This is a genomic window from Mycobacterium sp. (genome assembly GCF_040509115.1).
Taxonomy (GTDB): Bacteria; Actinomycetota; Actinomycetes; order Mycobacteriales; family Mycobacteriaceae; genus Mycobacterium.
Window position 1 is genome coordinate 1 of record NZ_JBEVLO010000031.1, and the last position, 17,339, is coordinate 17,339.

Annotated in this window: 15 protein-coding genes; 4 read left to right on the forward strand and 11 right to left on the reverse strand. The window is 68.0% G+C overall.

Features of this window, described 5'->3' with window-relative positions; all coding sequences use genetic code 11:
• Positions 1-1,015 (reverse strand): alanine--tRNA ligase-related protein (locus ABW137_RS02615; protein WP_526396596.1); only part of this gene is annotated, 1,015 nt, incomplete at its 3' end.
• A gap of 169 nt (positions 1,016-1,184) precedes the next feature.
• Positions 1,185-1,574: a secondary thiamine-phosphate synthase enzyme YjbQ gene (locus ABW137_RS02620; protein WP_526396636.1), complete on the reverse strand. Its 390-nt coding sequence runs from the start codon at positions 1,572-1,574 to the stop codon at positions 1,185-1,187.
• 125 nt (positions 1,575-1,699) lie between these two features.
• Here ABW137_RS02620 and ABW137_RS02625 point away from each other — a divergent pair, with 125 nt between their 5' ends.
• Positions 1,700-1,990, forward strand: a complete 291-nt coding sequence (locus tag ABW137_RS02625) for a GlsB/YeaQ/YmgE family stress response membrane protein (protein WP_526396637.1) — start codon at positions 1,700-1,702, stop codon at positions 1,988-1,990.
• Positions 1,991-2,175: 185 nt separating this feature from the next.
• On the opposite strand, the gene ABW137_RS02630 is transcribed toward ABW137_RS02625, so the two are convergent.
• From ABW137_RS02630 to ABW137_RS02645, 4 genes are all read right to left on the reverse strand, one after another.
• Complete coding sequence (locus ABW137_RS02630) at positions 2,176-2,652, reverse strand: SRPBCC family protein (protein WP_526396598.1); 477 nt, start codon at positions 2,650-2,652, stop codon at positions 2,176-2,178.
• Positions 2,649-3,035 (reverse strand): ArsR/SmtB family transcription factor, encoded by a 387-nt coding sequence (locus ABW137_RS02635; RefSeq protein WP_526396600.1) that lies wholly within the window; start codon positions 3,033-3,035, stop codon positions 2,649-2,651. The genes ABW137_RS02630 and ABW137_RS02635 overlap by 4 nt, the downstream gene beginning before the upstream one ends.
• Before the next feature lie 105 nt (positions 3,036-3,140).
• Positions 3,141-4,484 (reverse strand): replication-associated recombination protein A, encoded by a 1,344-nt coding sequence (locus ABW137_RS02640; RefSeq protein WP_526396602.1) that lies wholly within the window; start codon positions 4,482-4,484, stop codon positions 3,141-3,143.
• 42 nt (positions 4,485-4,526) lie between these two features.
• Positions 4,527-4,988, reverse strand: a complete 462-nt coding sequence (locus tag ABW137_RS02645; protein ID WP_526396604.1) for a TM2 domain-containing protein — start codon at positions 4,986-4,988, stop codon at positions 4,527-4,529.
• An 89-nt stretch (positions 4,989-5,077) separates the two neighbouring features.
• Between ABW137_RS02645 and ABW137_RS02650 the strand changes: the two genes are divergently transcribed.
• Complete coding sequence (locus ABW137_RS02650; RefSeq protein ID WP_526396606.1) at positions 5,078-5,665, forward strand: hypothetical protein; 588 nt, start codon at positions 5,078-5,080, stop codon at positions 5,663-5,665.
• Here the strand turns inward: ABW137_RS02650 and ABW137_RS02655 are convergent.
• The 5 genes from ABW137_RS02655 to ABW137_RS02675 form a co-directional block, all read right to left on the reverse strand.
• On the reverse strand, positions 5,662-6,495 hold the full coding sequence (locus ABW137_RS02655; protein ID WP_526396608.1) for a DUF3097 family protein: 834 nt from the start codon (positions 6,493-6,495) through the stop codon (positions 5,662-5,664). The genes ABW137_RS02650 and ABW137_RS02655 overlap by 4 nt on opposite strands.
• A gap of 112 nt (positions 6,496-6,607) precedes the next feature.
• Positions 6,608-7,675: a zinc-binding metallopeptidase family protein gene (locus ABW137_RS02660; protein WP_526396610.1), complete on the reverse strand. Its 1,068-nt coding sequence runs from the start codon at positions 7,673-7,675 to the stop codon at positions 6,608-6,610.
• Positions 7,668-8,591, reverse strand: a complete 924-nt coding sequence (locus ABW137_RS02665) for a transglutaminase-like domain-containing protein (protein WP_526396611.1) — start codon at positions 8,589-8,591, stop codon at positions 7,668-7,670. The genes ABW137_RS02660 and ABW137_RS02665 overlap by 8 nt, the downstream gene beginning before the upstream one ends.
• Positions 8,588-11,308: a circularly permuted type 2 ATP-grasp protein gene (locus tag ABW137_RS02670; RefSeq protein ID WP_526396613.1), complete on the reverse strand. Its 2,721-nt coding sequence runs from the start codon at positions 11,306-11,308 to the stop codon at positions 8,588-8,590. Before ABW137_RS02670 ends, ABW137_RS02665 begins: the two co-directional genes overlap by 4 nt.
• Entirely contained in the window at positions 11,308-14,718 is a 3,411-nt protein-coding gene (locus ABW137_RS02675) for a transglutaminase family protein (RefSeq protein WP_526396615.1), read from the reverse strand. Before ABW137_RS02675 ends, ABW137_RS02670 begins: the two co-directional genes overlap by 1 nt.
• A 299-nt stretch (positions 14,719-15,017) precedes the next feature.
• On the opposite strand from ABW137_RS02675, the gene ABW137_RS02680 reads away from it, so the two are divergent.
• The gene (locus ABW137_RS02680) at positions 15,018-15,833 is read left to right on the forward strand and encodes a DeoR/GlpR family DNA-binding transcription regulator (protein WP_526396639.1); all 816 of its coding nucleotides are present in this window, start codon (positions 15,018-15,020) and stop codon (positions 15,831-15,833) included.
• Entirely contained in the window at positions 15,830-17,320 is a 1,491-nt protein-coding gene (locus ABW137_RS02685; RefSeq protein ID WP_526396617.1) for an FGGY-family carbohydrate kinase, read from the forward strand. The genes ABW137_RS02680 and ABW137_RS02685 overlap by 4 nt, the downstream gene beginning before the upstream one ends.
• The last annotated feature ends 19 nt before the right edge of the window (positions 17,321-17,339 follow it).

The following is a 17,339-nucleotide window of genomic DNA, read 5'->3' on the forward strand; positions in this document are numbered from 1 at the left end:
CGTCACGGACGCACGCCATCAGTTCCCCGACGATGGGGGTGTCGATGCCGAGCAGCTTCGCCGACCGGATGACCCGGCGCAGCAGCCTGCGCAGGACGTAGCCACGGCCGTCGTTGCCGGGGCTGACGCCGTCGCCGATGATGATCGCCGCGGTGCGGCTGTGGTCGGCGATGATGCGGTAGCGGACGTCGTCCTCGTGGTTGCCGACGCCATACCCGCGCGGTGCAATCCCCGCCACCAGATCGATCACGGGACGCACCAGGTCGGTCTCGTAGACGTTGTCGACGCCCTGCAGCAGGCACGCGATGCGTTCCACGCCCATGCCGGTGTCGATGTTCTTGCGCGGCAACGGGCCGAGGATCTCGAAGTCGGACTTGCCGGTGCCCTCGCCTCGCTCGTTCTGCATGAAGACGAGGTTCCAGATCTCGATGTAGCGGTCCTCGTTGGCCTCGGGTCCGCCGTCGATCCCGTATTCGGGCCCGCGGTCGTAGTAGATCTCCGAGGAGGGTCCACACGGACCGGGGATCCCCATCGACCAGTAGTTGTCGGCCATGCCGCGACGCTGGATGCGCTCCGCGGGCAGCCCGGCCACCTCCTGCCACAGTCCGATGGCTTCGTCGTCGTCGAGATAGACCGTCGCCCAGAGTCTTTCGGGCTCGAATCCGTAGCCACCTCGGTCCTGCGGGTTCGTCAGCAGGGTCCAGGCGAACTCGATGGCGCCCTTCTTGAAGTAGTCGCCGAAGGAGAAGTTGCCCGCCATCTGGAAGAAGGTGTTGTGCCGGGTCGTGATGCCGACCTCGTCGATGTCTGGCGTGCGGATGCACTTCTGCACGCTTGTCGCGCGGTCCCATGGCGCCTTCTGCTGGCCCAAGAAATATGGCACGAACTGCACCATGCCTGCGTTCACGAACAGCAGGTTCGGGTCGTCGAGGATCACCGAGGCGCTCGGTACCTCGGTGTGACCCGCGTGCATGAAGTGATCGAGGAAGCGCTTCCTGATCTCGTGTGTCTGCACGTGCTGCTGTCCTTACGGTTTCGGGGGCTCTGGGGTTCGGGGCTCGTGGGTTTCTAGGCCAAGTCTCCAGGCTTGGGGTGCCATTATCGACCGCATAACAGTACCGGCCCGGTTTCTTCGCGCCGCAACGGTGCGCCGGCGGCCGCGACCGCACTCGGTACGGGCGCGATCACCCGGCGATGAAGCTCAACCGCACGCTGCGGCGGGAGTTGTCGCGGTTGAGGTCGACCAACACGATGCTCTGCCACGTTCCCAGCAGCGGCTTGCCCGCCTGCACGGGCACGCTCACCGACGGCGAGACGATGCCTGGCAGGACGTGATCGGCACCGTGGCCCGGCGAGCCGTGGGCGTGCCGGTAGCGATCGTCGCGGGGCAGCAGCCGTTCGAGCGTTTCCACTAGGTCGTCGTCGGAGCCTGCGCCCGTCTCGACGATGGCCACGCCCGCGGTTGCGTGGGGCACGAAGACGTTGCATAGCCCGTCTCCACGTGAGCGGCAGAATGCCTCGACGGCGTCGGTGATGTCCACCGTGCGACGACGAGACGTGTCCACGTCAAGCAGGTCGGTATTCACCTTGACGAGGGTACGGGCCGCCGACGTCGAGGTAATTCACGCCGACGTTTATTCGAACGTTCCATGGGTATTGCTGTCTCACTCGATTTCTCTCGAACGAAAGCGACATGGACATGACACCCACTGGCATCATCACTGCGATTCTCATCGGCATCGTCGTCGGCGTGCTGGGGCGGCTCCTGGTGCCCGGCAAGCAACCGATCGGGATTCTCGTCACGATCCTCGTCGGGATCGTCTCGGCGCTCATCGGCACCTGGTTGGCCAGGCAGCTCGGCATTCCCACCGCCACCTCGGGCATCGATTGGATGGAGCTGCTCGTGCAGGTCATCGTCGCCGCACTCGGCGTCGCGCTGGTTGCCAGCCTCACCGGTCGCCGTCGCCGCACGGGAATGCTGCGACGTTGATCTAGTAACGCAGCAGACGGCCTGCGCCCGGGCCCGTCTGCTGCGCCCCAGGCGTTGCCGCCGGGTTCGGTCAAGTCGACGTACGTGCCCCCATCACGAGCGTCGAGGATACCGACATCCGGCGGCATCGCCGCTTTCGAATGCCCTTCGGCCAGTGCAGGACTGCGGCTTGAAGCTGTGGCGAGTCACCCGCCGACCAGCAGAGCGTCCAGACGCTCGTAGCCCTCGGTCATGCCGCCCTCCATGCCGGAGGACAGCAACAAGTCGCGGGCTTCGGTGTTGGGGCAGATCGATCGGCCGCGCAACCGGCTCCGCCTCCCGCCAAGGTCCTCGAACCACATGAACTCGATGTTCACCTGATCGGGTGCGCCCTCGAACTCGAAGGTCTGGACGATGAATTCGCCCTGGCGCACGGTGTGGAACACGCCGTTGAACCAGTACTCGTCACCATCGGGGCCGCGATGCAAGTATCGGTAACCGCCCCCGGTGCGGAAATCCCAACGCTCGATGGACATCTCGTTGCCCGACGGACCCAGCCACTGCTTGACGAGGTCGGGTTCGGCGTGGGCGCGGAACACCGCGCCGACGGCGGCGTCGAACTCGCGGGTGTAGTCCATCGCCAGGGTGTCGACTGGAACTACCAGGTCAAGTGCATTCGTCATCGTGATCTTCCCTTCTCGGTGTCCTTCTTCGGGTTCTGGTCGGGCTGCGACATTTCCGTCAGCAGGCCATCCAGTCGGCGGTAGCTTCGTTCGGCGTCCAACCGATATCGGTCGATCCACGACGTCAGGCGCTCGAGAGCGGCCGCGTCGAGGTGCACCGGCCTGCGTTGGGCGTCACGGCTTCTCGTCACCAACCCCGCCCGCTCCAATACCTGGATGTGCTTGGAGATGGCCTGCTTGGAGATGGCAAAGGGCGCGGCCAGGTCATTCACGGTGGCCGGCCCCCGTGACAGCTTTGCCACGATGGCCCGTCGGACGGGATCGGCCAACGCGAGGAAGGCGCGATCCAGTCGCTCGTCGGTCCCGTCATCTCCTGACTTCAATTATCAACCTCAGGATTGATCAATCAATTGGTTGACTACAAATCTAGGCCGCTGCCCTGCGTGGCGTCAAGGGATCGGCAGGCTCGACGATCGAGCACGACCTAGTCAGCGCTTGCGACGCAGGATCGCTCGCAACTTCTCCAAACGGCCTGCGATCTCACGCTCGGCACCATGGGTGGTCGGGCGGTAGTAGTCGACACCCACCAGATCGTCTGGTGAATATTGTTGCGGCACAATGCCATCAGGATCGTCGTGCGGATAGGAATAACCCTGGGCGTTGCCGAGTGCCGCGGCTCCGGAGTAGTGGCCGTCGCGCAGGTGGGGCGGCACCAGGCCTGCCTTGCCTGCCTTGATGTCGGCCATCGCGGCACCCAGCGCCGTGGTCACCGCGTTGGACTTCGGGGCGGTGGCCAGATGAACCGTGGCGTGGGCCAGCGTCAACTGGGCCTCCGGCATACCGATCAGCTGCACGGTCTGCGCAGCGGCGACAGCGGTGAGCAGCGCCGACGGGTCGGCCATGCCGATGTCCTCGCTGGCCAGGATCGTCAACCGCCGCGCAATGAACCGCGGGTCCTCCCCCGCCGTCAACATCCGCGCCAGGTAGTGCAGCGCCGCATCGACGTCGGACCCGCGGACCGACTTGATGAAGGCGCTGACCACGTCGTAGTGCTGATCGCCGTCGCGGTCGTAGCGGACGGCGGCCTTGTCCAGCGACTGCTCGATGACCTCGACGGTCACGGTGTTGCCCGCCTCGGCCGCCACCTCCAGCGCAGTGAGCGCGCGCCGGGCATCCCCTGCGGCCAGCTGCACCAGCAGCTCGATGGCGTCGGCCTCGACGGTGACGGCACCGCCCAGCCCACGCGGGTCGGCGATGGCCCGCTCGACGACCGACCGGACCGCCTCGGCGCCCAGCGGCTGCAATTGGAGGATCAACGACCGGGACAGCAGCGGGGCCACCACCGAGAACGACGGATTCTCCGTGGTGGCCGCGACCAGAAGGACGATGCGGTTCTCGACGGCGGCTAGCAGCGCGTCCTGCTGTGTCTTGGAGAAGCGATGCACCTCGTCGATGAACAGCACGGTCTGTTGGCCGTGCACCGCAGCTCGACGGGCGACGTCGATGACCGCTCGGACGTCCTTGACCCCGGCGGACAACGCGGAGAGCGCCTCGAAACGGCGACCAGTGGCCCCCGAGATCAGCGACGCCAGGGTGGTCTTGCCCGTCCCTGGTGGCCCGTACAGGATGACCGACGCCGCGCCGGACCCGTCGACGAGCCTGCGCAACGGCGAACCGTCGCGCAGCAGGTGATCCTGTCCGACCACCTCGTCCAGGCTGGCCGGGCGCATCCGAACGGCGAGCGGCGCAGACGGACCGCCGTCGGGCATTCCTGATGCCGCCCCGGCGAAGCCCGGCTCGTCAGCGGGCACGTCGAAGAGACCATCGGCCACGGTTCAGGCTTACCACGTCGGGGCGACGAACCCGACCGCACGTCAGTCCCGGAGGGTGCGCCCGTCGGAGTCCTTGACGTTGCCCATGAAGATCAGGATCGCGTCGATCAGCGGCCAGATCCCACACGTGATCCAGGACACCAGCAGCATCGCCACGCCGAGACCCGTGTAACCGAGATAGAAACGGCCGATGCCGAACGTGCCGAGGAACAGCTGCAACAGGCCGGCGACCAACTTGCTCTTGTCCGACAGCGGCTGCCCGTACTGGTCGAATCCGTAGGGCGCGCCGGGCTGCGGATACGGGTTGACCCCGGGATACGGCGGCGGCGCACCGTAGATGCCCTCGGGCGGCGGCGCACCGTAGGTGCCCTCGGGCGGCGGCGCACCGTAGGTGCCCTCGGGCGGCGGCGCGCCGTAGGTGCCCTCTTGAGGCTGGTACGGCTTGTCGGCGCCAAACGGCGGCTGATGGGGCTGATCGCCATAGGGCGGCGGCGGGACTGACATGCCACGGATGATGTCCCATTTGCTGGCCGTCGTCCACCACCACGGGCACATCCGCGTGAACTCCACGAAATCGGTCGCCACGAGCGACGATGGCCGATGTGTTGATCAACCGGTCGACCGCCCAGGGAATCGCCTCGGGCAGTATCACGCTGGTGCTGCGCAGTTGGGACGCGCCACGTGCGAAACCGGGTGGTACGCAACGCACTCCAGCGGGCACCATCCGCGTCGATGCGATCACCGAATACCCCGGCACCCATCGGGTGACGGCCGCGCAGGCCCGTGCCGCGGGATTCGCGGACGCCGCGGCGGCGCAGGCCGCGATCGACCGCCGACCCGCACGGCACGTCTACGCGATCGCCGTGTCCTACGTCGGGGCAGACGAGCGACCCGAGCTCGCCGCCGACGACGCCCTCGATGCCCGGGCCATCGCCGCCATCGCAGGCCAGCTGGACCGCTGGGACCGGGCCAGCGCGACCGGACCGTGGACTCGCCGGTACCTGCGACTGATCGCCGACAACGAGGCGGTGCGGGCACCGGACCTGGCGACCGCAGTCGGAATGACGACGACACCGTTCAAGCGGAGAGTTCGGCAGCTGAAGGGCCTGGGTTTGACCATCAGCCTGGACGTGGGTTACCGAATCTCACCCCGCGGCAAGGCCTTTCTAGCAAAGACCTAGGTCGTCACGAAGTCGATGAGTTCCTCGACCCGGCCGATCAGGGCGGGCTCGAGGTCATTCCAGTCGCGCACGGTTCCCCGGATGCGTTGCCACGCGGCGGCGATGTCGGCTTGGTCGCGGTGCCGCCAGCCGAGGGCGTCGCAGATGCCGTGCTTCCACTCGACGTTGCGCGGAATCGCGGGCCACCGCTCCAGTCCGACACGGCCGGGTTTGACGGCTTGCCAGATGTCGACGTAGGGGTGTCCCACCACCAACGCATGCTCGCCGCCGGGCCCGCGCCTGACCGCCTCGGCGATGCGGGCCTCCTTGGAACCGGCGACGAGGTGGTCGACCAGAACCCCGAGCCTGCGGCCGGGCCCCGGCTGAAAGTCACGGACGATCGCGGCGAGATCGTCGACCCCGCCCAGGTATTCGACGACCACCCCTTCGACGCGGAGGTCGGCACCCCACACCTGCTCGACGAGTTCGGCGTCGTGCCGGCCCTCGACGTAGATGCGGCTGGCGAGCGCCGTCCGCGCGCGTGAGCCGGTGACGGCCACCGACCCGGAGGCCGTCCTGGTGCGAGCCTTGGGCGCCGAGCCCTTCGGTCGGGTCAGGATCACGGGTTTGCCATCCACCAGGTAACCCGGCCCGATCGGGAACGGGCGACGGTGGCCGTCGAAGTCCTCGACCTCCATGCGGTCGTATTCGACGCGGACGATCGCGCCGACGTAGCCGGTCTGAACGTCCTCGACGACGAGGCCGATGTCCGCGGCCCGCTCGGTGGAGTGCACCCGCTTGGGGGCGTGGGGGTTTCGGGCCAGCACATCCTGGCCATATCGATCGCTCACCCGAGGAAGCCTAGGAAGAATCCTTGCGGCGAGCGGTCGGCGCGCCGAGCCCGTGACCGATCGGTGATCCGGGTCAGGCGGCTGTCGGTTGCCGGCTCGACGCCGTTCGGAGCTAGTCGACGACGCCGCCTGCGGCGGCCGCCAGCTTGGCGGGATCCGAGGTGACCTCGTCGATCACGGTGTGGATGAAGCGCATCTTCTCCAGCACCTTCATCGGAAGGACGAACGGATAGAGATCGTCGTGCCCCATCGATCGGTTCACCATGTTCAATGCCCACGACAGCGGCAGCCACATGTCGATGATGGAGTCGAATCCGCTGGGGCCCAGATTGCGTCGTTCGAACGTCGCCGCCGCCGGCGCAAAGCTGAATGCCGCAGCGGTGTCCAAGGTGTCGCGGATGTGCAGGTAGTGCGCGAAGGTCTCGGCCCAGTCCTCGGCCGGATGCATGGTGGCATACGAGGACACGTAGTCCTTCTCCCAGCCCGCCGGCGCCCCTTCGCCGTAGTGGCGATCCAGCGCCGCCTGGTAGTCGGCCTCCGCGTCGCCGAACAACTCCGTGGCCTGTTCCTGATACTGGGACGCGGTGCCGATCAGGCGGTAGTAGTAGTAATGCCCGATCTCGTGGCGGAAGTGCCCGAGCAGCGTTCGGTACGGTTCGGCCATCGCGACGCGCAGTTGCTCGCGGTGCACGTCGTCGCCCTCGGCGAGGTCGAGCGTGATCACGCCGTTCTCGTGCCCGGTGAACACCTTCTCGAACTGGCTGGACAGCAGGTCGAACGCCAGCCCGTAGTTCGGGTCCTGGTCGCGTCCGACGATGGGTAGTTTCAGGTCGACCAGCTCGACGATCAGCCTGCGCTTGGCCGTCTCCGCGGTGGCGAACGCCGCCATCGCCGGTTTGTCGGCGTCGTTGGGGCGCGTGCGGGTCAACGCGCACGAGGTGCACAGCTGGCGCACCGGTGCGACTTTGACCAGCCAGTTGCATTGAGCGGCATGCAGATTGGCACACAGCTGGTACTCGCTGGAGTCGACGGCGCCACCGTGTTCACTCTCGGCACCCGACGCGATGACCAGGAAGGCCATGTCCTCGAGCGAGAAACCGAGCTTGCTGCGGCAGGACAGGCACACCGAATTCTCGAAAGCCAGGTGCTGGCCGCAGTTCGGGCAGATGAAGTCACGCACGGAGAAGTCCTCCATCGAAGGGAGCCACGTCGACGGAGACGTCGATCTTGCTGCTCTCCGAGTCGGTGTAGATGATGCCGCGAAGCGGCGGAACGTCGGCGTAGTCGCGGCCGAAACCGACGACGACATACCGCTCGTCGACCATCTGGTCGTTGGTGGGGTCGAAACCCAGCCACTGGTTCTGCGGTGTCCACACCGATGCCCACGCGTGGGTGGCGTCGATCCCGACCATGCGTTCCCTTCCAGGCGGTGGGTCCGTCGCCAGGTACCCGGAAACGTAGCTGGCGGCCAGACCATTGGCGCGCAGGCAGGCGATCGCCAGCCGCGCGAAATCCTGACATACCCCCTCCCCCGCGGCCAAAACTTCGGCCACCTGGGTGGATACCGTGGTGGATCCCGACCGGTAGGTGAAGTCGGTGTTGATGCGGGTGTTGAGGTCGCGGAGCACCTCGATCAGGGGGCGCTCGGGCTCGAAACTGGATGCGGCGTAGTCACGTACGCCGTCGGTGATCTCGGGCTGCTGCAGATCCAGGGTGAACTCGACGGCCAGGGCACCGTCGGTGCCGACCGGCCGGGAGATCTCCCACGGCGCGAGCGCGGACCCGCTGCCGTAGAGCGCGTCCGGCGGCGGATCCACCTCGACGATCGAGTGACTGGTGACGGTCAGATTGCGGTGGCGCTCGGTGACGTGGAAGTACGAACTGATGTTGCCGTATCCGTCCCGGCTGGTGGAACTGTCGGACGCCTCGGGGTCGATGGTCAGACGGTGCGAGATGCACCGCTGCCTCGTCGAGTCCCTCGGCGTTAGGAAGCCCCTGCCGTAGGAACTGGTGACGTCGTCGGAGTAGTGGTACATGGTCCGGTGCGTGACCGCGTACGCCCGGGAGTTGGGCACCGCGGTGGGGCCGTCGGTCATGGCAGCGCCCGCCTCTCGTCCGGCCCCCACAGCGGCTGCATCTCACCGGGCAGCGACAGGTGCGTGACGGTGATCCGACGGGACAGGTCACGCAGATCGGCATGGATGGTGTCGAGTAGCCCGTCGAGTTCGGCGCGGACGCCGTCGGTGACGTCCTCGAGGTCGGCGGGGTCGAGCCTGCGCAGCCGCGCAGCGATCTCGTCGACGAGACGCTCGGGCCGGGTGGACCCCGACGACGAGGGCAGCGCCTTGAGGTTGGCCCGCAACCGCTCGAACTGATAGGCCAGCGAGCGCGGATTCTCCCCGTCGAACAGCAGCAGGTCCGCGACGGCGGACACGCTGACCTTGCCAAGGGTGCGCCTGCGGTAGATGACCGACGACTCGCATGCCACCAGGGTCGACTCGGTGATGGTCTGCTCGGCACCTGGGCTGCGCACCTGGGTCAGCGTCGCGCGCAACAATCCGGTCAGCCAGATGCCTCGCTCGATGCGCTTGCCGATGTCCATCATGGTCCAGCCCACGTCGTGCACCATCGACTCGGCGGCGACACCGGAGAACGCCAGCATTCCGGCCAGTGTCTGGCTATGCGCCGTGGACAGGTAGGCCTCCCCCTCGGTCAGCGAATCTGGGGGCGTACCAATCGAATTGAACACCGCGCGCTCGACGGCGGCCAGCACCATCCAGGTGTCGTTCGACATCTGGTCCCGGACCGCCCGCGCTGCCAGTCCGAGGCGTTCCACCGATTGGCTCAGCGAACCGGGGCGGTGCCGGTCGGCGGTCAACGACCAGAGCGTCGTCGGGGCGATGGCGATCATCTCGGCGTCATCGCCATCGGAGCCGGTGTCGGTGCCCGTGATCCGCCCGAGGGCCGACAGTAGGACGGGAACGCACTCACTGCCGGGGACGTCCTGCCGGTAGCGGTATTCGTGGTATCGCTCGCGGGTGACGTTGAGCATTCTGGCGGTGCTCTCGGCACGCTCGGAGTAGCGGCCGAGCCAGAACAGATCGGACAGCACGCGTGGCGAGCTGACGGCCCGCGTCGGGCTTGGCGTGATCGCGGGCAGCTCGACCGAGGGCGTCGGGGTGCGCTCGGCGGTGACACGGCTCGGGGCCGTCACCCAGACGTCCTTGGCCGCTGCGGTATTCATCTCGTACGCGGCGTTCCCGGAGGCCAGCAGGTATCCGAGCCCACCGATCATCGGCGCGTAGCCTCCGCGCTGCGCGACGGTGAACAACCGCATGCCGACACTGCCTGCCGACAAGCCGCCCGGCGCGTGGACGGTGGGCGCCGAGGAGAACTGCGGCAGCTCCTGGCCCACCCACTGCCACGGCATGGCGGCGATGCGGGCGGCCAGGTCCTCGCGTTGCCCCGCAGACAGCGCCGGGCCGACGATCGGCTCCCCGCCCGCCACCGGCCGAATGAGCAGTGACGGCAGATGACTCAAGAGATGCGAACGCTCGACGTCGATGCCGCCCCAGTACATCGGGGCGGTGTTCAGTTGCGGCGTCTCACCCAGGAGCAGCTCGGAGACTTCCGGCAGGAAGCGTTGCAGTCCAGGGCTTTCCAGTATTCCGCTGCCCAACGTGTTGACCACGGTGACAGCGCCCCGCCGCAACACCTCGACGAGTCCGACCACGCCCAACCGCGAATTCGCCCGCAGATCCAGGGGATCGGCGTAGGCGGCGTCCACGCGGCGTAGGACGACGTCGACCCGCTTGAGGGTGCCGAGGGACCGCATCCACACCTTGCCGTCGCGGACCACCAGGTCCGCGCTCTCGACCAGCGGGAAGCCGAGCACGCTGGCGAGGTAGGCCTGGTCGAACGCCGTCTCGGAATGGATGCCGGGACTCAGCACCACGACGACCGGTTCCTCGGCCGACTCCGGCGCGGCATCGATGAGCGCCAGTCGCAGTGCCTGCGCCCACGGCGAGGCCGGGCGCGGACCGACCCGCTCGTAGAGATCGGGGATGGCGTGCGCCACGACGCGTCGGTCGGCCAGGGCGTATCCGGCGCCAGACGGCGCTTGGGTCCAGTCGGCGTTGACCAGGAAGTGGCCGTCGCCGTCGCGGCTGACGTCGCACCCGTGCAGGAACAACTGATGGCGGCCTGGCACTTCGATGCCCCTGGCGGCCCTGACGTAGCCGGGGTGAGCGAACACCAGCTGAGGGGGCAGCACCCCGCTGGTGATCGAGCGGCGCGCCCCGTACAGGTCGGTCAACATCGCATCGAGCAGTCGAGAGCGCTGCACCAGACCGGATTCGAGGGTGTCCCAGTCCGCTGCCGAGATCAGCAGGGGAAGCGCATCCAGGTGCCACGGGCCGGGCACCTGGTTGCCGTCACCGTTGATGACGGCGTCGCCGGACGGTCTCCCGGGGCCATTGCGGTCCTGCCCGCCGGGGTCGACTTGGACGAAGGTGATGCCGTCGTTGTCGACCAGCGAACGCACGACGGACCGCAGGCGCTCCAGGCCGTAGCCGCCCCGCTCTGCGACGGCCTCGGCGAGTTCCTGCCAGGCGGGACGTACGTTGCCAGCCGCGTCGACGAATTCGTCGTAGCCGCTTCCCGCTCCGCCGCGGACGTCGAACAACGATTCCTGGGCGCGGGCGGCACGGTAGCGGGCCACCACGTCACCATCGACCGCACCGGCGTCACCATTCGTGCCGGCGCCGGTGACGGCGGGAATGGGCTCCGGTGGGCCACTCGAGCGCAGAACCATCAACGCAGCACGGTACGCACCCGCCGCAGATCGACGATGCCCGGCGCGCCGACGTCAGTGGACTGACGTGCTTGCTTCTCCCGAATGTCGGACATGTCGACCTGACCCGGGGTGAATCCGGTTGCCTCGAAGCGACGGCCCCGTCGCGATTCGGCCTCCACGGCGTTGATGGGCGGATTGTCGTACGCACGGCCGCCGGGATGGCTGACGTGATAGGTGCAGCCACCGCGTGACGTGCCCGTGGCAGTGTCGATGAGCTCGAACCGCAGTGGGCTGTCGACGGTGATGGTCGGGTGCAGCGCGCTCGGGGGCTGCCAGGCGCGGTAGCGCACTCCGCCCACCTGGACGTCGGGATTGTCGGTGGCCAGCAGCGGGATCGGATAGCCGTTGGCCGTCACCACGTAGCGATGCCGGTCGGCGCCGATGAGCCGGACCTGGAGGCGCTCGACCGACGAGTCGACGTATCGGGCGGTGCCGCCTGCAGTGGACTCCTCCCCGAGCACGTTCCACGGTTCGATGGCGCCGCGGAGTTCGATCTCGACGCCGTCGAAGACGGCGGTGCCGATCCGGGGGAAGCGGAATTCGGTGAAGGGGTCCAGCCAGCTGGTGTCGAAGTCGACACCGTGCGCTCGAAGGTCGGCGGCGACGTCGGCGATGTCGTGAATGATGAAGTGCGGCAACAGGTAACGCCCATGCAGATTGGCGCCGTGCCGGATCAGGGGGGCACGCAACGGTTCATCCCAGAACCAGGCCACCAGCGAGCGCACCAACAGCGACTGCACCATCGCCATCTGATGGTGGGGCGGCATCTCGAAGCCGCGCAGTTCCAGCAGGCCCAGCCTGCCACGGGCACTGTCGGGACTGTAGAGCTTGTCGATGCAGAACTCGGCGCGGTGGGTGTTGCCGGTGATGTCGGTCAGGAGGTGCCGAAGCGCCCGGTCGGTGACCCACGGAGCGGAGCTTGCGGAGCGATGATCCGACGGAGCGGAGCTTGCGGAGCGACCATCCGACGGGTTCGCCGCCCCGGAACCGTCCGAGGGCAGGCCTGAAGCGGCCCGGGGATTGGGGTTCGTGAGCCGGTCGATCTCGGCGAACGCGATCTCGAGTTCGTAGAGCGACTCGACGCGCCCCTCGTCGACGCGCGGTGCCTGCGACGTGGTGCCGATGAAGCGTCCGGAGAACAGGTAGGACAGCGACGGATGTCGCTGCCAGTAGGTCAGCATCGACACCAGCAGATCGGGTCTGCGGAGCATCGGGGAGTTGGCGGGCGAGGTGCCGCCGAGGGTGATGTGATTGCCGCCGCCGGTGCCGCCGTGGGTGCCATCGAAGTCGAAGGACTCGGTGGACAGCCGGGCGAGCCTGGCCTGCTCGTAGAGCGTCTCGAGTTGTTCGCGCTGTTCGTCGAAGCTCGCCGTCGGCGCGACGTTGACCTCGATGACGCCTGGGTCGGGCGTGACCGACATCGAGGTGAGTCGCTCGTCCGGAGGCGGTCCGTAGCCCTCGACGACCAGTGGGCACTGCGCCTTGGCCGCGGCGGCTTCGAGGCGACTGACGAGATCGACGAAGTGGTCGAGTTCCTCGGTGGGCGGCAGGAACACGTAGAGGATTCCGTCGCGGATCTCGGCGACCATCGCGGTGATTGGGGCACCATCGGCGTCCTCGACGTCCGCTTCCTCGGACTGCTCGGAGGGCCGCAGCGCCGCCCGGGGCGACAGCGGATCGGCGCTGTGCGACGCGGGCGGCGGCCGCCAACTGATCGCGTTCAGCGGCAGCCGCAGACCGGCCGGAGAGTCGCCTTCCAACAGCACGATTCGCCCGCGGCGCAGCTGCCAGTCGGCACTCGCCCAGCCGCTGTCGTCGTCGCGTCGGTGCAGCGGGAGGACGTAGGCACTCGGCTCGAGGACCGATTCGTCGAGCCGGGTCAGCAGTTGGGCCCGCGCATCCGGCGAGTCGGCTTCGAGGTCGTCCTCGGCGGCGACCGCGGCTCCCGCGGGCTGACGGACGGCTGCGGCCAGTCGGCTGAGCGGGTCCTCGTAGGCCGACCGCACCTGAGAGGCGGGCAACCCCAGGCCTGCGGCGATCCCACTGAGTACCTGATGGCCTGCGTCGGGGGCGATCGCCGCCAGTGGCTCGTTGGACCACGGGTCCGCCAGGAGGGCGTCGTCGACCCAGAGGGGTTCCCCGTCGGCGCGCCAGTACAGATTGATCTGCCAGCGCGGCAACGGCTCACCCGGGTACCACTTGCCCTGGCTGCGCTGCACCAGACCCTGCGGCGCCCACACCGACTTGAGACGCGCGGCGAGCGCGGACGCCCGTTCCCGTTTGTGCGGCCCGTCGGCGTCGGTGGTCCATTCCGGGTCGACCTGGTTGTCGATCGAGACGAACGTCGGCTCGCCGCCCACCGTCAGTCGAACGTCGCCGGCGGTCAGACGGGAGTCGACCTTGCTGCCCAACGCCCGGATCGAGGCCCATGCCGACTCGGTGTAGGGAAGCGTGACCCGCGGATCCTCGTGCACGCGCGTCACGACGTTGGAGAAGTCCAGCGTCGTCTCGCACGGTTCCGTCGCGCCCGAGATCGGGGCGGCCGACGAGGGGTGCGGTGTCGCCGACAACGGGATGTGGCCTTCGCCTGCGAACAGCGCCGAGGTGGGGTCGAGACCGATCCATCCCGCGCCGGGGATGTACACCTCGGTCCAGGCGTGCAGGTCGGTGAAGTCCGCGGTGGGCCCCGACGGACCGTCGAGCGCCTTGACGTCGGAGGTCAGTTGCACCAGGTAGCCGGACACGAAGCGCGCCGCCAACCCCAGCTGTCGCAGCACCGACACCAGCAGCCATGCCGAGTCGCGGCAGGAGCCGATGGCGGTGCGCAGCGTGAAGTCGGGGGTCTGTACGCCGGGTTCCATGCGCACGCTGTAGCCGACGTCGGCGTTGATGGCGGAGTTGAGCGCGACGAGGAAGTCGATGGTGCGGGTGCCGGGGCGCACGGTGAAGTTCTTCACCCAGTCGCTGGTGAGCTCACCGGGACCGGAGCCCTCGTCCTCTTCGTCGACGGGCCTTAGGTAGGGCTTGAGGTCTTCCAGCAGGGCCTTCGGGTACTCGAAGGGCCACGTCTCGGCGAAGTCCTCGATGAAGAAGTCGAACGGGTTGATGACCTTGAGGTCGGCGATCAGTCCGACGGTGATGGTCAGGTTCCGCGTGCGGCTCGGGAACACCAGGCGCGCAAGGAAGTTGCCGAAGGCGTCCTGCTGCCAGTTCACGAAGTGGTCGGCGGGCTCCACCTGCAACGAGTACGCCTCGATCGGGGTGCGCGAGTGAGGCGCCGGACGTAGACGAACGACGTGTGGAAAGACCTCCACCAAGCGGTCGAACGTGTAGCTGGTGCGATGCTCCAGCGCCACCTTGATGCCCATAGGACTTAGATCCCACCACACCGGCCACGGACATGCATGGCGCGTGCCCCCTTCACGGGGTGCGCAACGCCTGCCACGGCGAGGCGCACCAGGCCGACCGCCGGCCGCAGCGCCGACCTCGCGGTGAGGCCTCACGCTCCGCCGGTGGCGGCGGTCCGACGGTCGTCGTCGACCCGTTGTTGCCAAATGTGGGCACTCCACACGTTCCTGTTGTAAATTCACATCTCAATGCGCGTCGAGAGCGAAACACTCAGCTCAGCGGGAGTCATTCCTGTGAATTTTCAACAATCCATGAGGAACTGACGGTGGACGCCAAGACCCGGAGGGACCGCATCGAGGAGCGCGTGCGCGTCGAGCGTGAGGTCGGCTATGCCGAACTCGCCAGTGAGTTCGACGTGTCCGAGATGACGATCCGGCGCGACATGGAGGCACTGGAGAACCTCGGCGTCGTGCGCCGGGTGGTGGGTGGGGCGATCGCCCTCAAGGGCAAGGACAACGAACCCTCCTTCGCGACCAGGGTGGCCGACGCCGCCGACGAGAAACGGCACATCGCCGACGCCGTCGCCGACCTGATCGGTCCGAGCGAGACCCTCATCCTCGACTCGGGGAGCACCGCCCTCGCGGTAGCCCAATCGCTGCGGGGCCGAAAGCTGGGCCTGACGGTCCTCACCCCGAGCGTGCTTGCCGCGCTGGAACTGATCGACGAGGCCGACACCACCGTGGTGCTCACCGGCGGCGAGCTGCGGCCCGGCGAGCTGAGCCTGATCGGCCCGGCCGCCGAGGACACCCTGGCCAACTACAACTGCGACACCTTCGTGATGGGCGTGGCAGGCATCGACGCCAATCGGGGCATCTCGGATTACCACCAGGCCGACAGTCGGGTGAAGCGCGCGGCGAGCAAGCGCGCCGACCGCGTGATCGTCGCCGCCGACCAGAGCAAGCTCGGCCGCGTCACGTTCACCAGCATCGCCGCCCTCGACGAGATTCACATGATCATCACCGACGGCGATCCCGACCATCCGGCCCTCGTCGCCGCCCGCGAGGCAGGCGTCGACGTCGTCTGCGTCGCCGCGCACGTCGACGGCATCACCGCAGACGGGTCTGGGCCGCTGTGAGCCACCACACCATCGGGATCGACGTCGGCACCACCGGCACCAAGACCGTGCTGTTCGACACCGAGGCAGGCATCGTCGCCCAGGCTTCCCGGGACACCGCGCTGCACTCGACCGGCCCTGGCATCGCCGAGGCCGATACCGGGCAGTGGCATCGCAACGCCGTCGACTCCATCCGGGAAGTGCTGAGCACCAGCGGAATCGGAGCCGACGCCGTGACGGCGATCGCCGTCTCGGGAATGGTCCCCGCAGTGGTACCGCTGGATTCCGCAGGGACACCGCTGCGCCGCGCCATCCTCCAGAACGACGCACGGGCCCACCGCGAAGTCACCGAGCTGGCGGCCGCGCTGGCCGGCGTCGATCTGGTCACGCTCACCGGTTCGGCGCTGACCCAACAGTCAGTGGCGCCGACGACGGCGTGGTTGCGCACCAACGAGCCAGACGTCTACGCGGCGACGGCCCACTACGTCGGGTCCTACGACTGGGTGCTCACCGCGTTCGGCGCCGACGTCCACGTCGAGCAGAACTGGGCCCTGGAGTCCGGACTGTTCACCATCGACGGCGACGTCGCCGAACCGGTGCTGGCCGCCGCAGGCCTCGACCGAGAAACCCTTGCGCCCGTGTGCCGTCCGGGCACTCAGGTCGGTGCGTTGAGCCGCCCCGCCGCCGAGTCCACCGGGTTGCGGGAGGGCACCGCACTGATCGTCGGCGGTGCGGATCACGTGCTCTCGGCCTACGCCGCGGGAGTCAACGCCCCCGGTGACGCGCTGGTGAAACTCGGTGGCGCAGGCGACATCCTGGTGGCCAGCGACACCAGGGTGGTCGACGAGCGGATCTACCTCGACGCCCATCCGGTTCCCGGGCACTGGCTGCCCAACGGGTGCATGGCCACCAGCGGCAGCCTCATCCGCTGGTTCCAAGCCCTGATCGGCGGCGCGGACGAGGTGGCCCTCACCGAACTCGACGCCGATGCGACGTCGGCCGGTCCTGCCGAGGTGCTGTGCCTGCCCTACTTCCTCGGCGAGAAGAGTCCACTGCACGACCCCGACCTCCGCGGCACCTTCGCCGGGATGCACCTCGGGCACACCCGCGCCGACCTGTACCGGGCGGTGCTGGAGGCCATCGCCTTCGGCTTCCGGCACCACGTCGACGTCTTCACCGACATCGGAATCCGGCCGAACCGGGTGATGATCACCAACGGCGGTTCCACGTCCACGCTGTGGAAGCAGATCCACGCCGACGTCCTCGGCATCGAGATGCGACCCGTCCGTGGGCATCCCGGAGCCTCGCTGGGTGCCGCGGTGATCGCGGCGATCGGCGTCGGCGCGCTCGACGACTGGTCGGACGCCGCCCGGTTCGTCGCGTATGACGCCCCGATCGTCCCCGACCAGGGCCGCCGAGCCGTCTACGACGAGGCGTACCAGACCTGGCGCGACCTCGGTGACGCGGTGGCACCCATCTCCCACGCCATGGCGCGCCGTAGCCGTTGATCCACCAACGTTGGTCCAA